Source organism: Mesorhizobium sp. B2-1-1, assembly GCF_006442975.2.
Taxonomy (GTDB): domain Bacteria; phylum Pseudomonadota; class Alphaproteobacteria; order Rhizobiales; family Rhizobiaceae; genus Mesorhizobium.
Genome location: NZ_CP083954.1, coordinates 1,060,212 through 1,075,681 on the forward strand (window position 1 = coordinate 1,060,212; position 15,470 = coordinate 1,075,681).

9 protein-coding genes and 1 pseudogene are annotated in these 15,470 nt (G+C 65.5%); 3 read left to right on the forward strand and 7 right to left on the reverse strand.

Annotated features, from left to right (window positions below; translation table 11 throughout):
- Positions 1–38: 38 nt before the first annotated feature.
- A complete protein-coding gene (locus tag FJ972_RS05125; RefSeq protein ID WP_140524980.1) occupies positions 39–665 on the reverse strand; it encodes a DUF1062 domain-containing protein in 627 nt (208 codons plus the stop codon).
- A 382-nt stretch (positions 666–1,047) separates the two neighbouring features.
- Between FJ972_RS05125 and FJ972_RS05130 the strand changes: the two genes are divergently transcribed.
- Positions 1,048–1,662 carry a LysE family translocator gene (locus tag FJ972_RS05130; RefSeq protein WP_140524981.1) on the forward strand — a complete coding sequence of 205 codons (615 nt, stop codon included), beginning with the start codon at positions 1,048–1,050 and terminating at the stop codon, positions 1,660–1,662.
- A 3-nt stretch (positions 1,663–1,665) separates the two neighbouring features.
- Here the strand turns inward: FJ972_RS05130 and FJ972_RS05135 are convergent.
- A pseudogene (locus FJ972_RS05135) lies at positions 1,666–1,988 on the reverse strand (hypothetical protein).
- Positions 1,989–2,114: 126 nt separating this feature from the next.
- The gene (locus tag FJ972_RS05140; RefSeq protein WP_140524982.1) at positions 2,115–2,678 is read right to left on the reverse strand and encodes a peroxidase-related enzyme; all 564 of its coding nucleotides are present in this window, start codon (positions 2,676–2,678) and stop codon (positions 2,115–2,117) included.
- A 135-nt stretch (positions 2,679–2,813) separates the two neighbouring features.
- Between FJ972_RS05140 and FJ972_RS05145 the strand changes: the two genes are divergently transcribed.
- Together FJ972_RS05145 and FJ972_RS05150 are read left to right on the forward strand one after the other, a co-directional pair.
- Positions 2,814–7,646 carry an NAD-glutamate dehydrogenase gene (locus tag FJ972_RS05145; RefSeq protein WP_140524983.1) on the forward strand — a complete coding sequence of 1,611 codons (4,833 nt, stop codon included), beginning with the start codon at positions 2,814–2,816 and terminating at the stop codon, positions 7,644–7,646.
- A gap of 231 nt (positions 7,647–7,877) precedes the next feature.
- Entirely contained in the window at positions 7,878–9,254 is a 1,377-nt protein-coding gene (locus FJ972_RS05150) for an MFS transporter (RefSeq protein WP_140518061.1), read from the forward strand.
- 139 nt (positions 9,255–9,393) lie between these two features.
- Here the strand turns inward: FJ972_RS05150 and purH are convergent, their stop codons facing one another.
- The 4 genes from purH to htpX form a co-directional block, all read right to left on the reverse strand.
- Positions 9,394–11,010 (reverse strand): bifunctional phosphoribosylaminoimidazolecarboxamide formyltransferase/IMP cyclohydrolase, encoded by a 1,617-nt coding sequence (purH, locus tag FJ972_RS05155; protein WP_140524984.1) that lies wholly within the window; start codon positions 11,008–11,010, stop codon positions 9,394–9,396.
- Positions 11,011–11,100: 90 nt separating this feature from the next.
- Positions 11,101–12,825, reverse strand: coding sequence for a heparinase II/III family protein (locus FJ972_RS05160; protein WP_140492891.1), 1,725 nt, complete (start codon positions 12,823–12,825; stop codon positions 11,101–11,103).
- Positions 12,826–13,073: 248 nt separating this feature from the next.
- Positions 13,074–14,495 carry an RsmB/NOP family class I SAM-dependent RNA methyltransferase gene (locus FJ972_RS05165; RefSeq protein WP_140518223.1) on the reverse strand — a complete coding sequence of 474 codons (1,422 nt, stop codon included), beginning with the start codon at positions 14,493–14,495 and terminating at the stop codon, positions 13,074–13,076.
- Positions 14,453–15,466: a zinc metalloprotease HtpX gene (gene htpX, locus FJ972_RS05170; protein ID WP_140524985.1), complete on the reverse strand. Its 1,014-nt coding sequence runs from the start codon at positions 15,464–15,466 to the stop codon at positions 14,453–14,455. Before htpX ends, FJ972_RS05165 begins: the two co-directional genes overlap by 43 nt.
- Positions 15,467–15,470: the final 4 nt, after the last annotated feature.

Genomic DNA, 15,470 nt, shown 5'->3' on the forward strand with positions numbered 1-15,470 from the left:
GGGAGGGGCGGAGCACAGGTGCTTCGCCCCTCTGCCGTTCATCCCCTAGCGGCAGATATGATGGCCTGCCGGTCGGGTTCGCCGGCCAGATCGACGCGGACCGTCGTCCCGTCGCGTGCCGGCTTGCGCAAAGCCTTGGCCCCGTCGCAATCGACAACCAACAGGCCTTTCTCCTCCAGGGCTTGAAGTCGCGACCGTGAGATGCCGAGTTCGTTGGCGAGCAAACGATCGAGCCGCAGCGATATCGGCATTTTGAGCCCGAGCCGGAGCTCCAGCACGCTTGCAGCTTCGCTTGTCCCGCCAAGCGCCGTCTTGTGCACGTCGACGTCGGGAAACTCCTCGACACGCCCCACCTGGCCGCGCAGTGCGGTCACATCGAATGCATGGCGCCGGGCAAGTGCTGCATCGTTGCTCTCCAGCGCCCGCAGCAGCGCCGGCTCGATTTCGCGGCGGTTGCGGCGCTCGAAAATGCCGAAATTCCAGGAATTGTCGCAGTTGATACAACGATAGATCAGCCAGACGTCAATGCGCTTGCCGTTGGCGTTGACGCGGAACTTTCCGCTGCTGCGATAGGCTTTGACGCCGCCGCAGCGATTGCAGGTGATCAGGGGACGTGGTGCGGTTTGAGGCGCGATCGTCCAGCGGATGCGCAAGGCGGAAGACATGCCGATAAGCCCTTCCCGTCGGGAAGTTCATCAGGTCGGCAATGTCGAGATGCCCAGGCGGGCACGGCGTGGCGGTAGGCTGCGGTTCTTGGGATCAGGCGTCGCGGCGCATGCGACAGCGGTTCAGCAGTGCCAAACCGGTCTCGAACCGCCGCCCAGAGGAACACATGAAATGGAAAAGGCACCGTTGTGGCGGCGCCATGCATTGTGTCGGGGGAGTTGACGAGACCGGCGGTTACGTAGGCAAAGTGAAGCTCGAAATTGTTTCGCGGCGATCTATCTAGCCGCGAGATGCCGGGCCGGCAAGCATGTTGATGCTACCGAAACTCGATCGCTTGCGCTATTGTCTGGCATTGAAGGTTTTCAAGCCGAGATCCTCACCATGCATCTCACCTCGCTCCTGATCTTCGCCGGCGCGCTCTTCGTGGCCGCCGGTTCGCCGGGTCCTTCGATCGCGGCACTCGTCGCCCGCGTCATCGCCAAGGGGTTTCGCGACGTGTTCCCGTTCCTGCTCGCCATGTGGATCGGCGAGGGCATCTGGCTGTCGCTGGCCGTGTTCGGGCTGGCGGTGGTGGCGCAGACTTTCCATTTCGCTTTCGTCATCGTCAAATGGGTCGGCGTCGCCTATCTCGCTTACCTCGCCTGGAAGATGTGGACCGCGCCTGTCGAAGCGAATGAAGGCGAGATGCCGCGCGAGGACTCGCCCGGCAAACTGTTCTTCGCCGGCATGGCCGTGACGCTCGGCAACCCCAAGATCATGATGTTCTACCTGGCCTTGCTGCCGACCATCATCGACCTTGCTTCGGTGACGGTGGTTGGCTGGATCGAGCTGACGGCGACCATGGCGGTGGTGCTTGTTATCATCGACCTTGCCTGGGTGCTGGCCGCCGCCCAGGCGCGCAAGCTCCTGAAGAGCAAGCGCGCCATGAGAATTGCCAACCGCGTCAGCGCCACCACCATGGCCAGTGCAGCCGCGGCGATCGCGGCGCGCTCGTGACCGTCACATCATTTCGACGATCGGCGCGATCTCGACGCTGAAGGCCGGGTTCATCAGGATCGGGCATCCCTGGCCTTGGCGACGGCATCGTCGATGTCCCTGGCTTCCACGATCGTGTAGCCGGCGGTCGGGTTGCTGCCGCCATTGTTCTCGACCTTGCCGTCGGGCAGCACCGTCTTCGACATGCCGACCGGATTGCCGCCGTCGACCACGGCCGAGCCGAGCTTGCCGTACCAGCCGTTCCAGGCATCCATCGCCGCTTTGCGTTCGGCCTCCTCGGTCGGCATCTTGCCGGAGCCGTGATAGACATAGAGAAATTTCGCCATGTTCTCCTCCCTTGTCGGCGGCATCGAACCGGCATGCGGTCATGCCGCCCGGCGATCATCGGACCAAACCGGCAAACAAGCAATGAGAATGAGAGGTGGCTAATATATGAGCAGGTAGCCTGCTCGTCACCTTGCCATGGCGTGGTACTCGGAGTTCGGGCGCATATCGATTGCCGCCGCCACCCGGTTCGACATGTTGAAGAAGGCGGCCGTGGAGGCGATGTCCCAAATGTCGCGGTCGGTGAAGCCGGCCATACGCAGGGCCGCGCGGTCGGCTTCGACGATCTTGGCCGGCTCCTCTGTCAGCTTGACCGCGAATTCCAGCATCGCGAGCTGCTTCGATGAAAGATCGGCGGCGCGGAAATTCATTACCATCATCTCGCCGAGCGAAGGGTCGCCCGACAGCTGCCGCACGGCGGCGCCATGCGCCGTCAAGCAGTAGTAGCAATGGTTGATGGAGGAGACAGCGACCGCGATCATCTCGCGCTCCAGCTTCGACAGGCCTGAATCACCCAGCATCAGATCATTGTACATGTCGGTGAAGGCACGCAGCTTCTTGTCGTCGAAGGCATAGGCGCGCAACACGTTGGGGACCAGGCCGAGCTTCTCCTCGCATTTGGTGAAATAGGTCCTGGTCGCATCGCTCAGCTCAGCGGCGGCGAGATCGAGCGCGGTGATCCTGTCGGTCATGGGCATTCCTCCTCGTTTGTCGCCGGCTGCCGCCGAATTGCGATAATTCTTGGCACGCCGTCAAACCTTTGTCGCCAAATAGCGGTCATCTGCTACATAGTCCGCAAAAGCATACGACTGGAGGAAAGAAGCGTCATGGCCAGCGTGAAATCGGCGAGCAGGTCGAAGAAGAAAGCCACGGCGATGCCGAAGACGCAGGAAAGGCCGGCCAGGCTTGCCGACTACCTGCTCGCCCGCGCGCCGGCGGAAGACATTGCCGCCTATGAGGTGGCCGACCTCGAACGCGCCGCGGATCTCGCCGGCCGCGCGGTCGCCGGTCACAAGAAGGGCGCGTGCGCCGTCGCCGTCGACACCGATTCCGGCGTCGTTCGCGAGGGCCGACCCGTCACGATCGTCACCGTCGTCAACGACAATATGCCTTTCCTGTTCGATTCCATACTCGGCGAGATCACCGAGAGTGCCGGCGAGCCGACCCTGGTCACCCATCCCGTCATCACCGTCCGCCATGGCAAGGACGGCGTCGAGGAAATTCTCGGCGACGGCAATTTCGCCAGGGACGACGGCAGCCACGACCGGCTGAGCGTCATCCATGTCCATATTCCCCGGCTGACCCCGGAGCAGGCGAACGGCTTGGCAGAGCGGCTGCGCAAGATCCTCGGCCAGGTCCATTCAGCCGTCAGCGACTGGAAGCCGATGCTGGCCCGCCTCGACCAGGCGATCTCGGAGTTCCGCTATTCGGCGGTGCCGCTGGACAAGAAGAGCGTGGCCGAGGCGATCGCCTTCCTGGAGTGGCTGCGCGACGACAATTTCACTTTCCTCGGCATGCGCGAATTCACATATGTCGGCGGCGAGGAAAGCGGCACGCTGGAGCGTGCCGACAAGCCTGGCCTGGGCATATTGTCCGACCTGGACGTGCTGGTGCTGCGGCGCGGCACCGAAGCGGTGACGACAACGCCGGAGATTCGAGCCTTCCTGCATGGGCCGGAGCCGCTGATCGTCACCAAGGCCAATGCCAAGTCTTCCGTGCACCGGCGCATCTATCTCGATTATATCGGCATCAAGACCTACACCGCCAAGGGCGCGCTGGCGGGCGAACTGCGCATTGTCGGCCTGTTCACGTCGACCGCCTACACGCGCTCGGTGATGAAGATCCCCTATCTCAGGTCGAAGGCCGAAACCGTCATCGCCAAATCCGGTTTCGACCGGCACGACCATTCCGGCAAGGCGCTGATCAACGTGCTGGAGAGCTATCCGCGCGACGAGCTGTTCCAGGTGCCGGTGCCCATCCTGAGGAAGCATGCCGCGGCCATTCTGGGCCTCGTCGAGAGGCCGCGCGTGCGGGCACTGGTGCGCGCCGACCAGTTCGACCGCTTCGTCTCCATTCTCGTCTTCGTGCCGCGCGACCGTTACGACAGCGTCGTGCGCGAGAAGGTCGGCACCTACCTCAAGACGGTGTTCGAAGGCCGGCTGTCGGCCTACTACCCGGCCTTCCCGGAAGGCGGGCTGGCGCGTGTGCATTTCATCATCGGCCGCTCCGGCGGCAAGACGCCGAAGGTCGAACAGGCGACGATCGAGGCGGCGATCCGCGACATCGTGCGCACCTGGGAGGATGCCCTTTCCGAGGCGGCGGAAACCAGCGGCAGCGACCCGGCGCTGAAGAGGATCGCGGCACGATTTCCGGAAAGCTACCGGGACTCCTTCAGCGCCGGTGTGGCGCTGGTCGATGCCGGGCGTATCGCCAAGATCAGCGCCAGCAATCCGATCGCCATCGATTACTATCGCCATGCCGAGCAGAAGCCGCATCAGGCGGCGCTGAAAATCTATCACCATGGCAGCCCGGTGGCGCTGTCGCGGCGCGTGCCGGTGCTGGAAAACATCGGTTTCCGCGTCATCAGCGAGCGCACCTTCGAGGTCGGTGACGACAAGGCCGGGAATAGCGGCCAGCCCGGCATGATCGATAGTGATCAGCCCGGCACCGTGTTCATCCACGACATGGAACTGGAGAACGGCTACGGAAAGCCGATCGACCTCAGCAATGGCGGCGCGCTGTTCGAGGACGCATTCCTGTCGGTGTGGCGCGGCGACGTCGACAATGACGGCTACAACGGCCTTGCCCAGACCGCAGGCCTGTGGTCGGGCGAAATCACCATCCTGCGCGCCTATGGTCGCTATTTGCAGCAGGCCGGAATCCCGCAGAGCCAGGATTTCATCGCCGCGGCCCTCAACCGCTATCCCGAGATCGCACGCGGCCTGCACGCGCTGTTCATCGCCCGGCTCGGGCCGACGGCCGAGACGGAAGGCGTGGTGGCGGCAAAGCATCTCAAGGCCAAGATCAGGGACGCACTGGAAGACGTTCCCAACATCGATGACGACGCCATCATCCGCCGCTACCTCAATCTCATCGAAGCCTCGCTGCGCACCAATCATTTCGTTGCCGATACGAAAGCCAAGGGCCAGTCGCTGGCGATCAAACTCGATTCGCGTTCGGTCGACGGATTGCCCGAGCCGCGACCGTGGCGGGAAATCTTCGTCTACGGCTCTGAGGTCGAGGGCGTGCATCTGCGCTTCGGTCCGGTGGCGCGCGGCGGCCTGCGCTGGTCGGACCGCGCCCAGGATTACCGCACCGAGGTGCTCGGCCTGGTCAAGGCACAGCAGGTCAAGAACGCGGTCATCGTGCCGGTCGGCGCCAAGGGCGGGTTCTATCCGAAGAAGCTGCCGATGAGCGCCGGCCGCGACGCCATCTTCGAAGCCGGCACATCGGCCTACAAGAACTTCGTTTCCAGCCTTTTGTCGATCACCGACAATATCGGCCTCGACGGCGTCATCCCGCCGGCCGGCGTTGTCAGGCGCGACCAGGACGATCCCTATTTCGTCGTTGCCGCCGACAAGGGCACGGCAACTTTCTCGGACACCGCCAACGCCATCAGTGAAAGCCATGGCTTCTGGCTTGACGATGCCTTCGCCAGCGGCGGTTCGGCCGGGTACGACCATAAGAAGATGGGCATCACCGCCAAGGGCGCGTGGGAGGCGGTCAAGCGGCATTTCCGCGAGATGAACCGCGACATCCAGACCACGCCCTTCTCCGTCGTCGGGGTGGGCGACATGTCGGGCGACGTGTTCGGCAACGGCATGCTGTTGTCACCGAAGACAAGGCTGATCGCAGCCTTCGACCACCGCGACATCTTCATCGATCCCGATCCCGACATGGCGGCATCGATGGCCGAGCGCCAGCGCATGTTCGCTCTTCCCCGTTCGAGCTGGCAGGACTACGACAAGAGCAAGCTCTCCGAGGGCGGCGTCATCGTCTCGCGCGGCCAGAAATCGATCACCTTGCCGGCCGCTGCTGCTGCTGCGATCGGCCTCAACAAGACGACCGCCACGCCGGTCGAGATCATGAGCGCCATCCTCAAGGCGCCCGTCGACCTCTTGTGGTTCGGCGGCATCGGCACGTATTTGCGGGCCTCGACCGAGACCAACGCCGAGGTCGGTGATCGCGCCAACGACGCCGTCCGCATCACCGCGCTCGACGTGCGCGCCAAGGTGATCGGCGAGGGGGCCAATCTCGGGGTGACGCAGCGCGCGCGCATCGAATTCGGCATGAATGGCGGGCGTTGCAATTCCGACGCCATCGACAATTCGGGCGGGGTCAACTGTTCCGACGTCGAGGTCAATATCAAGATCGCGCTGGCGTCCGCCATGCGCAAAGGGTCGTTGACCCGGCCTGCGCGCGACAAGCTTCTCGCCGAGATGACCGGCGAGGTCGGCGAGCTGGTCCTGTCCAACAACTACCAGCAGACGCTGGCGCTCTCCATCGCCCGCAAGCGCGGCCTCGCCGACATCGCCCACCAGGCCCGCTTCATGTCGGCGCTGGAAGCACGCGGCCTGCTCGACCGCACGGTCGAGACGCTGCCCTCGCCGGCGGCCCTTGCCGAGCGCGAGACGCGCGGCGAGCCGCTGACCAGGGCCGAGCTCGGCGTGCTGCTCGCCTATGCCAAGATCGTGCTGTTTTCCGACATCGTCGCAAGCGACGTGCCTGACGAGCCGCATTTCGACCGCGACCTGATGGGCTATTTCCCCGACCGGATGGCGAAGAAATATGCCGCCGAGATACACGGCCATCGCCTGCGCCGCGAGATCATCGCCCGCGTCGTCGCCAATGAGCTGGTCAACCGCGGCGGTCCCTCCTTCGTCAACCGGTTGCGGGAAGCGACGGGGCGCACCGCCGCCGACGTGGTGCGCACCTTCGCCGTGGTGCGCGACGGCTTTGCCTTGCCGGCGCTTTACCGCGAGATCGACGCGCTCGACAATCAGATCGACGGCCAGATGCAGCTCGATCTCTACCAGGCGGTCAGCCGGCTGATCTACGTGACCAGCGGCTGGTACTTGAAGAACGACGCCGGCACGGCGCCGCTTGCCCAGCGCATCGCCGAATTGCAGGAGGCCCGCAAGGCGCTGGAGCCGAAACTCGTTTCGCTGCTCCCCGATTATTCGCGCGAACGGATCGACGAGAAGCGGCATGGACTGTTCAAGGCCGGGGCGCCGGACAGGCTGGCAGCGCAACTGGCGCTGGCCGATGTGGCGGAGCTGATCCCCGACATCGCGCTGACGGCGCGAACGGCAGGCGCCGACATCGTCGCCGCGGCGAAGGCCTTCTTCGCGGTCAGCGACGCCTTCCGTATTCCGCGCGTCGAGGAGGCGGCCCGCTCCATCACACCGGCGGACTATTACGACCAGCTCGCCCTGTCGCGCGCCACCGACACGATCGGGACCGCGCGGCGCGGCATCGCGGTGGCGGCACTCGTGAACCACGCCGGGGCAGCCGACCCGGTGGCGGCGTGGCTGGAGGCCGGCGGGGAGAGGATCGGCCGCACCCGCGAACGGCTGCAGGCGCTGACCGAGGGCGGCGACATCACCGTGTCGCGGCTGTCGGTGGCATCGGGCCTGATGAGCGATCTGACGGGGATGTGAGCCATCGCCTGACTTACCCTCGCCTAGGCGGGGAGGCGGCGCCGGCCCTCACCCGGACCTTCGGTCCGACCGTCGCACAAGGGGCATAGGGGTGGCGCCCTTGCTCCGTTGATCTGAATGAAGGCGGGTAGGCCAAAGAACGGCGGCGCGGCGCGTGTTCGTTTGCATGACCCGCGGAAAACATGCAGACATGGGTGAACCGCCAACGAAACGAAGGCGACCGGAGGGGACATGGCCGAAGTAGCAGTGCAGCGGGCGTCCGGGCGCGGCATCTGGGGGTGGATGTTGTTCGACTGGGCGGCGCAGCCCTTCTTCACGGTCGTCACCACCTTCATCTTCGGCCCCTATTTCGTTTCGCGCATGGCCAGCGATCCGACCACCGGCCAGGCCGTCTGGGGCTACGGCATCGCCGCGGCCGGACTGGTCATCGCCGTGCTATCGCCGATCCTCGGTTCGATCGCCGACCAGACCGGGCCGCGCAAGCCGTGGATCGCCTTCTTCGCGGCGATCAAGATCGCCAGCCTGGCGCTGCTGTGGCTCGCCGCGCCCGGCTCGAACCTGTTCCTGATCGTGGCATTGTTCTCGCTGGCCTCGGTGGCGGCTGAATTCTCCACCGTCTTCAACGATTCCATGATGCCGCGCCTGGTGCCGAAGAGCGAGATCGGCCGCATCTCCAACATGGCCTGGGGGCTTGGCTATCTCGGCGGTATGATCGCGCTGATCTTCGTCGTGCTGTTCCTGGCCGGATCGCAGGAGACCGGCAAGACCATCATCGGCCTCGACCCGCTGTTCGGGCTGGACCCGAAGCTCGGCGAGGATGCCCGCGCCACCGGGCCGCTGTCGGCCGGCTGGTATTTCCTGTTCATCCTGCCGATGTTCCTCTTCACTCCCGATGCCATCAAAGGCATCCCGATCAAGCCTGCGGTGCGCGAAGGCCTGTCGGAGCTGAAGTCGACCTTGGTCGAGGTGCGCAGGCGCGGCGGCATCTTCCGCTTCCTCGTCGCCCGCATGATCTATCAGGACGGCGTCAATGCGCTGCTGGCGCTCGGCGGCACCTTCGCGGCCGGCATGTTCCAGTGGTCGATCACCGAGATCGGCATGTTCGGCATCATCCTCAACGTCGTCGCCATCTTCGGCTGCTGGATCGCTGCGCGGCTCGACACCGCGCTCGGCTCCAAGGCGGTGGTGATGATCGCGCTGGTCATGCTTTCGGTCGCCACCATCGGCGTCGTCTCGACCGGCCCCGGCTTCACGCTGCTCGGGCTTATCCAGCTCTCGACCACCGATTCCGGGGGCCTGTTCGGCACCGCCGCGGAAAAGGCCTACATCCTCTATGGATTGCTGATCGGGCTCGCCTTCGGGCCGGTGCAGGCGTCATCGCGGTCCTATATGGCGCGCAGCGTTACGGCGTCGGAATCCGGCCGCTATTTCGGCATCTATGCGCTGGCCGGGCGCGCGACCAGTTTCCTGGCGCCGTTCCTGGTGGCGACCATCACGGCGGTGAGCGATTCGGCGCGGCTCGGCATGGCGGTTATCATCCTGTTCCTGGCCATAGGCATGGCGATCCTGATCAGGACGCCGTATCCGGCGGACCGGGCGGCGGAGTGATTTACCCTCCCCCTTGTGGGGAGGGTCGATCCGCGAAGCGGAGCGGGGTGGGGGACGGCGCTGGCCCCACCCCGTCTCACGAGCTTTGCTTCGCAAACATCGCTCGCCGACCCTCCCCACAAGGGGGAGGGTGAGGCGCTCAATGTCTGAAGTGTCTCACGCCCGTGAACACCATGGCGATGCCATGCTCGTCGGCGGCGGCAACCACATCGTCGTCGCGCATCGAGCCGCCGGGCTGGATCACCGCCGTGGCGCCGGCCTCGATGGCCGACAGCAGGCCGTCGGCGAAGGGGAAGAAGGCGTCGGAGGCGACGACAGAGCCTTTGGTCAGCGGCTCGGCCCAGCCCGCCGCTTCCGCAGCGTCGAGTGCCTTGCGGGCAGCGATGCGCGAGGAATCGACGCGGCTCATCTGCCCGGCGCCGATGCCTACCGTGGCGCTGTCCCTTGCGTAGACGATGGCGTTCGACTTGACGTGCTTGGCGACGCGGAAGGCGAATTTCAGGTCGGCCAGTTCGGCCGGCGTCGGCGCCCGTTTCGTCACCACCTTCAGCTCGAGGTCGTCGACGACGGCGTTGTCCCTGCCCTGCACCAGCAGGCCGCCGGCGACGGATTTGACGGTTGTGCCGATCGCGCGCGGATCCGGCAGGCCGCCCGCGACCAGCAGGCGCAGGTTCTTCTTCGCGGCCACGATCGCTGCCGCCTCGTCGGTGGCGCCGGGCGCGATAATGACCTCGGTGAAGGTCTTCACGATCTCTTCGGCCGCCTCGGCGTCCAGGATGCGATTCACAGCGACAATGCCGCCATAGGCCGAGACCGGATCGCAGGCCAGTGCCCTGGCGTAGGCGGCCTTCAGCGTCGAACCCTCGGCGACGCCGCACGGGTTGGCATGCTTGATGATGGCGACGGCGGCCGAGTGCGCCGGGTCGAACTCGCCGGCCAGCTCGAAGGCGGCGTCGGTATCGTTGATGTTGTTGTAGGAAAGCTGTTTGCCCTGGAGCTGGCGCGCCGTGGCCACGCCCGGCCGCTTGTCGCCATTGACATAGAAGCCGGCGCCCTGGTGCGGGTTCTCGCCATAGCGCATCACGGTTTCCAGCCTGCCGCCGAAGGCGCGCCAGGTCGGGTGCTCGATCTCCAGCGCCTCGGCGAACCAGCCCGAGATTGCCGCGTCATAGCTGGCGGTGCGGGCAAAAGCCTTGGCCGCGAGCTTCTTGCGGAAATCCAGCGAAAGCGAGCCGATATTCATCTCCAGCGCATTGAGCACGGAGGCATAGTCGCCGGGGTCGGTGACGATGGCGACATAGGCGTGGTTCTTGGCCGAGGCGCGGATCATCGCCGGGCCGCCAATGTCGATGTTCTCGACGATCGCCGCGTAGTCGGCGCCGGAGCGGCGGACTTCCTCGAACGGATAGAGATTGCAGACGACCAGGTCGATCGGCTCGATGCCATATTTGTGCATCGCCGCGGCGTGATCGGGATCATCGCGAACGCCGAGCAGGGCGCCATGCACCGACGGGTGCAGGGTCTTGACGCGGCCATCCATGATCTCGGGAAAGCCGGTGAGCTCGGAGACGTCGCGGACCGCCAGGCCCGCATCGGCGATCGCTTTTGCCGTGCCGCCGGTCGACACCAGCTCGACGCCGGAAGCGGCGAGCGCCCTGGCGAGATCGATGAGGCCGGTCTTGTCGAAGACGGAGAGCAGCGCGCGACGCACGGGAACGAGGTCGGGAGCGGGAATGTTCTTGGCGGCGACGGCCATGGGCGTGCTTTCACGGCTGGAGGGGCAGGCCCGCGCCGTATCATATGAGATCAGGAAATCAAGGCGCAAGCTCGGTCAGCGCAGGCGCGGTCAGTTGTTTTCGGGATAGCCGGCGATTGAGGTGCGGGTGAGCTGCCAGTGGACTTCGGCGATGTCGGACGGCTTGAAGGCAAGCACGATCTGCCGGCTGCGGCGCGGGCCGCCGAGACCGGCGAAGTAGATCGATTCCTCGACCTCCGGCACCATCTCGGTGCAGGTGAACACCCAGCTATCGGCCTGCTCGGCGGTCAGCACCAGGCGGTCATGCTCGTCCTGCAAAAGGTTGATGTCGGGATGGACGTGGAAGCGCACGGTGACGAAATCGCGGCCATTGTTGCGGATCACCGCACCTCCAGGACGCTGGAAGCGGTCCCTGCCAGTCAGCACATTGCCGTTCGAGGACAGTTTCAGCTCGCGCTCGTGCAGGAAACCGAAGCGCTGGATATAGCCGTCATGGCGGGCGATGAAGCCTTGAACGCCCTTCTGGTCGATACGCTTGCACTGCACATGCTGCGGGCCGCCGATCAAAGGCGACCCCAGAAGATCGTTGATGCGCAGCGAATGGCTGAACCGCGCCGACGAGGTGTCGTTGATGGTGGCGGTCGAATGCGCGGCGGTGGCGCGGGCCAGGGGCCGGAATTCGGCGGCGCCATAGGTGTCGATGCCGGCATTGACGATGTAGTGCTGGCGGCCCGACGACAGCTCGAACGCAAGGCAGCTGGCATGGGCGGCATTGGAGACGTGGACGGGCGGCGGCAGGCCGGTGTCGGCGATGACGGTGACGCCACCCATGGACAGCCGCTCATAGCCCGAATGCGGTGCATGCAGCAGCGGCGAGCCGGCGGTGTCGTCGTGGCGCAGGATGCTGGCGATGCGGTCATGGATGGTGGCGCCCATGCCGTTGAAGCGGGCGAGGCTGCCGTCCTGGTGGCGGAAGAAGCGCAGCGCCGGCAGCATCCTGTCGATGGCGCCGATCAGGGCCTGTGGCGGCGCTTCCGCCTGGTTGGCGTAGGTCTGCCGCAGCGGCAAAAGGTCGGCGAGGATTTCCAGCACCGCCATTGGGTTGCGCGAGATGTGGCCGCCATCAGGAAGGATCTGGCGGTCCAGTTCCTCGGCGAGGTTGCGGGTGGCGCCGCGCAGCGCCGATGCGGGCGCCGGCAGCGACAGGGCGGCGAAGGCGAGGGCGATGCGGGCGCGCAGCCTGTCCTTGCCGTCAGGCATTTCGCGCGCCATCGACCTGAGGTAGCGGATCTGGACGGCCAGCGATTTCAGGAAGGCGCGGTAGAACGGGAATTCAGCGCCTTGCAGCACGATCGAGGAATGCTGCAGCCAGGCGATGATGCGCTTGGCGGCCGTGCCGGGCTCCCAGGCGATGCCGGAAATGTTGTTTCCATGCGTGGCGATCCAGTCGGACACCAGCGCACGCGCATTGGCGGCGGCAAGCTCGGTGCCGGCGGCGCGCATGTGACGCAGCCAGCGAAAGCCATGCAGCGTCTTCTGCCAGCCGTAATTGGGAACGCTGATCTGGAAGGGCGACTTGCCGCCGGTCTCGACCATATGTCCCGACAGGGGATAGCGGCCATAGTAGATCTCGAGCGCGATCTGCGGGTCGGCCAGCCGCAGGTCCGGCGGCGCGATCAGCACCCGTTCGGGCGTGCGGCCGGAATAGCGCCAGCGATAGACCGGTCCGGCACGCAGGCGCCGGCGCGTTTTGCGCCAAAACTCCTTCGCGACAAGCGCCCACAGACGCGTCGTGTTGCCGGCAGCAAGTGCCAAAACCCCTCCTGATCGTCCTCTATCCCAAGGGCAAGCTTATCTGATTCAACGATTCATGCGAAGGCGAATTCCCGCGAGCGGTGACGCTGCGCCTGGCTTGGCCGCGGTGTCTCCCCAAAAAGTCAGCAGCTTCCTATGCTTAAACCTTGGAGCGGTTCAGTGCCCTATGGGCATCCATACTCCGCTCCAGATCCTTGTTCCACGCAATTCCGGACGGAGAATCATCACGCAGCTTTCGTGGAATTGCCCTAGCCGGCGCGACGCATGCGCGCGGCGAAAAAGCCGTCGAGACCGGAACGTTCCGGCGAGCCCAGATCGAGGTCGGCAGGTGTGGTGCGCAACGTGCCTTCCTGCGTCAGGAAGGGATCGATGCCGACGATCTCGCCGGCGCGAAGCGGGTCGGCAACGACGCCAGGCGTCGCGGCGAGGAAGCCACGATAAAGCTCCTCGCCTTCGAGTGGGTCGAGCGAACAGTTCGAAAAGACGATCCTTCCGCCCGGCTTAACCAGGGTGACGGCGCGCGCGAGCAGCCGGCGCTGGAGATCGGCGAGCTTCTCGACATCAGCCACAGTCTTGGTCCATGGCACGTCGGGATGCCGCCGCACCGTGCCGGTCGAGGAGCAGGGCGCGTCGAGGAGGACGGCGTCGAACAGCTCGTCCGGCTCGTACTGGAGGAGGTCGGCCTGCACGATATCCGCCGACAGGCGGAGGCGTTCGAGATTCTGCGCCAGCCGCGCCAGCCGGTTCTTCGAGGTGTCGATCGCGGTGACGCGTGCGCCGGCCACGATCAATTGGGCGGTCTTGCCGCCGGGCGCGGCGCAGAGATCGGCGACGCGAAGCCCGCCGACATCACCGAGCAACCGGGCAGGCAGGCCGGCTGCGGCATCCTGGACCCACCAGGCGCCTTCGGCGAAGCCAGGCAGTTCGGTGACCGGGCCGGCAAGCTTCTCCACCCGAATCGTGCCGGTCGGCAGGGCAATGCCGCCGAGCCTTTCGGCCCAGTGCTCCGGATCGGCCTTGACCGAGAAATCGACAGGGGCCTCCTGGCGGTGGGCGGCGAGTATCCGTCCGGCCTCGTCCACGCCATAGGCGGCCTTCAAACGGTCGGAAAACCATTTCGGCGCTTCGTCGGTGGTAGCAAGGGCCTCTGGAAGTTCAGCCTCCTTGATCCGCGCGAGCGTGCGCAGCACACCGTTGACCAGGCCGGCAAAGCGCAATGTGCGGGGATCGGACTTGGCATGGGTGACGGCGAGGTCGACCGCGGCGCTGTCTGGAATGTCGAGGAACAGGATCTGCGCGGCCGCCACATGCAAAATATGCGACAGCGCGGTGGCATTGGCCGGCAGCGGTTTTTCCAAACGCCGCGCCAGCAGCCCGGCAATGGTCATGCGATAGCGCAGCGCGGTGACCAGAATGGCGCGCACGAGACCGCGATCGCGCAGGTCCAGCGCCTTGTACTGCGGATGGCCGTTTTCATGGTCGGTCAGGCCGTCGAGCGGCGTCCTGGCATCGATGACGGCGGCCAGCAGCCGCGCAGCCGCCTTGCGGGCGGCAAGGCCGGCAACGAACTCGCCGTCCTTTTTGTGTTCCTGACCACCTGTGCGTCGAGGTGCTCTGCCCGCCGCGCTCACGACCACGGGCCCTTGGGCCCGGTCGGATTGCGACCCCATGGATTGGATTTGGGCTCTGCCGAGGGTTCCGGCGCGGCCGGCTTGCCCCACGGTCCTGCCGATTGCGGCTCGTCGGCCTGCGGCGGCACTGGCGCCTGGCGCTGCGGGGACCGCGATACGCCCCCGTCCATGCGCTGCGCCATCGCTTGCAGCGCGGCGATGCGGTTCTCGGTGCTCGGATGGGTGGAGAACAGACTGTCCATGCGCTCGCCGTGCAGCGGGTTGATGATGAAGAGATGAGCCATCGCCGGATTGCGCTCGGCGTCCGGGTTGGGTATGCGTTCGGCGCCGCGGGCGATCTTGTCAAGCGCCGAGGCCAGCCATAGCGGGTGTCCACAGATTTCGGCGCCGCGCCGGTCGGCCTCGTATTCGCGGGTGCGGCTGACCGCCATCTGCACGATCATCGCGGCAAAGGGCGCCACGATCATCGCCGCCAGCACGCCGACAAAACCGAACGGGCTGTTGTTGTCGCGGTTGCCTCCGAGGAAGAAGGCGAAATTGCCAAGCATCGAGATGGCGCCGGCGAAGGTCGCGACGATCGTCATCGTCAAGGTGTCGCGGTGCTGGACGTGGGCGAGCTCGTGCGCCATCACCGCGGCCACTTCCTCATGCGTCAGCCGTTGCAAAAGGCCGGTGGAAGCGGCGACAGCCGCGTTCTGCGGGTTGCGGCCGGTGGCGAAGGCGTTGGGCTGCGGATTGTCGATCAGGTAGGTCCTGGGCATCGGCAGGCCTGCCTGCTCGGCCAGTGCCTGCACGATGGCGTAATATTCGGGCGCGTTCTTCTCGTCGACCTCGACGGCGCGGTTCATCGACAGCACCATCTTGTCGGCGTTCCAATAGCTAAACAGATTGGTGGCGGCGGCGATCAGGAAGGCGATCATCATGCCGCCCGTGCCGCCGATCAGGAAGCCGACGCCCATGAACAGCGCGGTCATCGCGGCAAGAAGCATGGCGGTGCGAAGTGTGTTCATCGTC

Bases quoted from the DNA above. Each gene is read 5' to 3' on its own strand.
- FJ972_RS05125 (WP_140524980.1), bottom strand. From the start codon at position 665: ATGTCTTCCGCCTTGCGCATCCGCTGGACGATCGCGCCTCAAACCGCA.
- FJ972_RS05130 (WP_140524981.1), top strand. From the start codon at position 1,048: ATGCATCTCACCTCGCTCCTGATCTTCGCCGGCGCGCTCTTCGTGGCC.
- FJ972_RS05140 (WP_140524982.1), bottom strand. From the start codon at position 2,678: ATGACCGACAGGATCACCGCGCTCGATCTCGCCGCCGCTGAGCTGAGC.
- FJ972_RS05145 (WP_140524983.1), top strand. From the start codon at position 2,814: ATGGCCAGCGTGAAATCGGCGAGCAGGTCGAAGAAGAAAGCCACGGCG.
- FJ972_RS05150 (WP_140518061.1), top strand. From the start codon at position 7,878: ATGGCCGAAGTAGCAGTGCAGCGGGCGTCCGGGCGCGGCATCTGGGGG.
- purH (WP_140524984.1), bottom strand. From the start codon at position 11,010: ATGGCCGTCGCCGCCAAGAACATTCCCGCTCCCGACCTCGTTCCCGTG.
- FJ972_RS05165 (WP_140518223.1), bottom strand. From the start codon at position 14,495: ATGGGGTCGCAATCCGACCGGGCCCAAGGGCCCGTGGTCGTGAGCGCG.
- htpX (WP_140524985.1), bottom strand. From the start codon at position 15,466: ATGAACACACTTCGCACCGCCATGCTTCTTGCCGCGATGACCGCGCTG.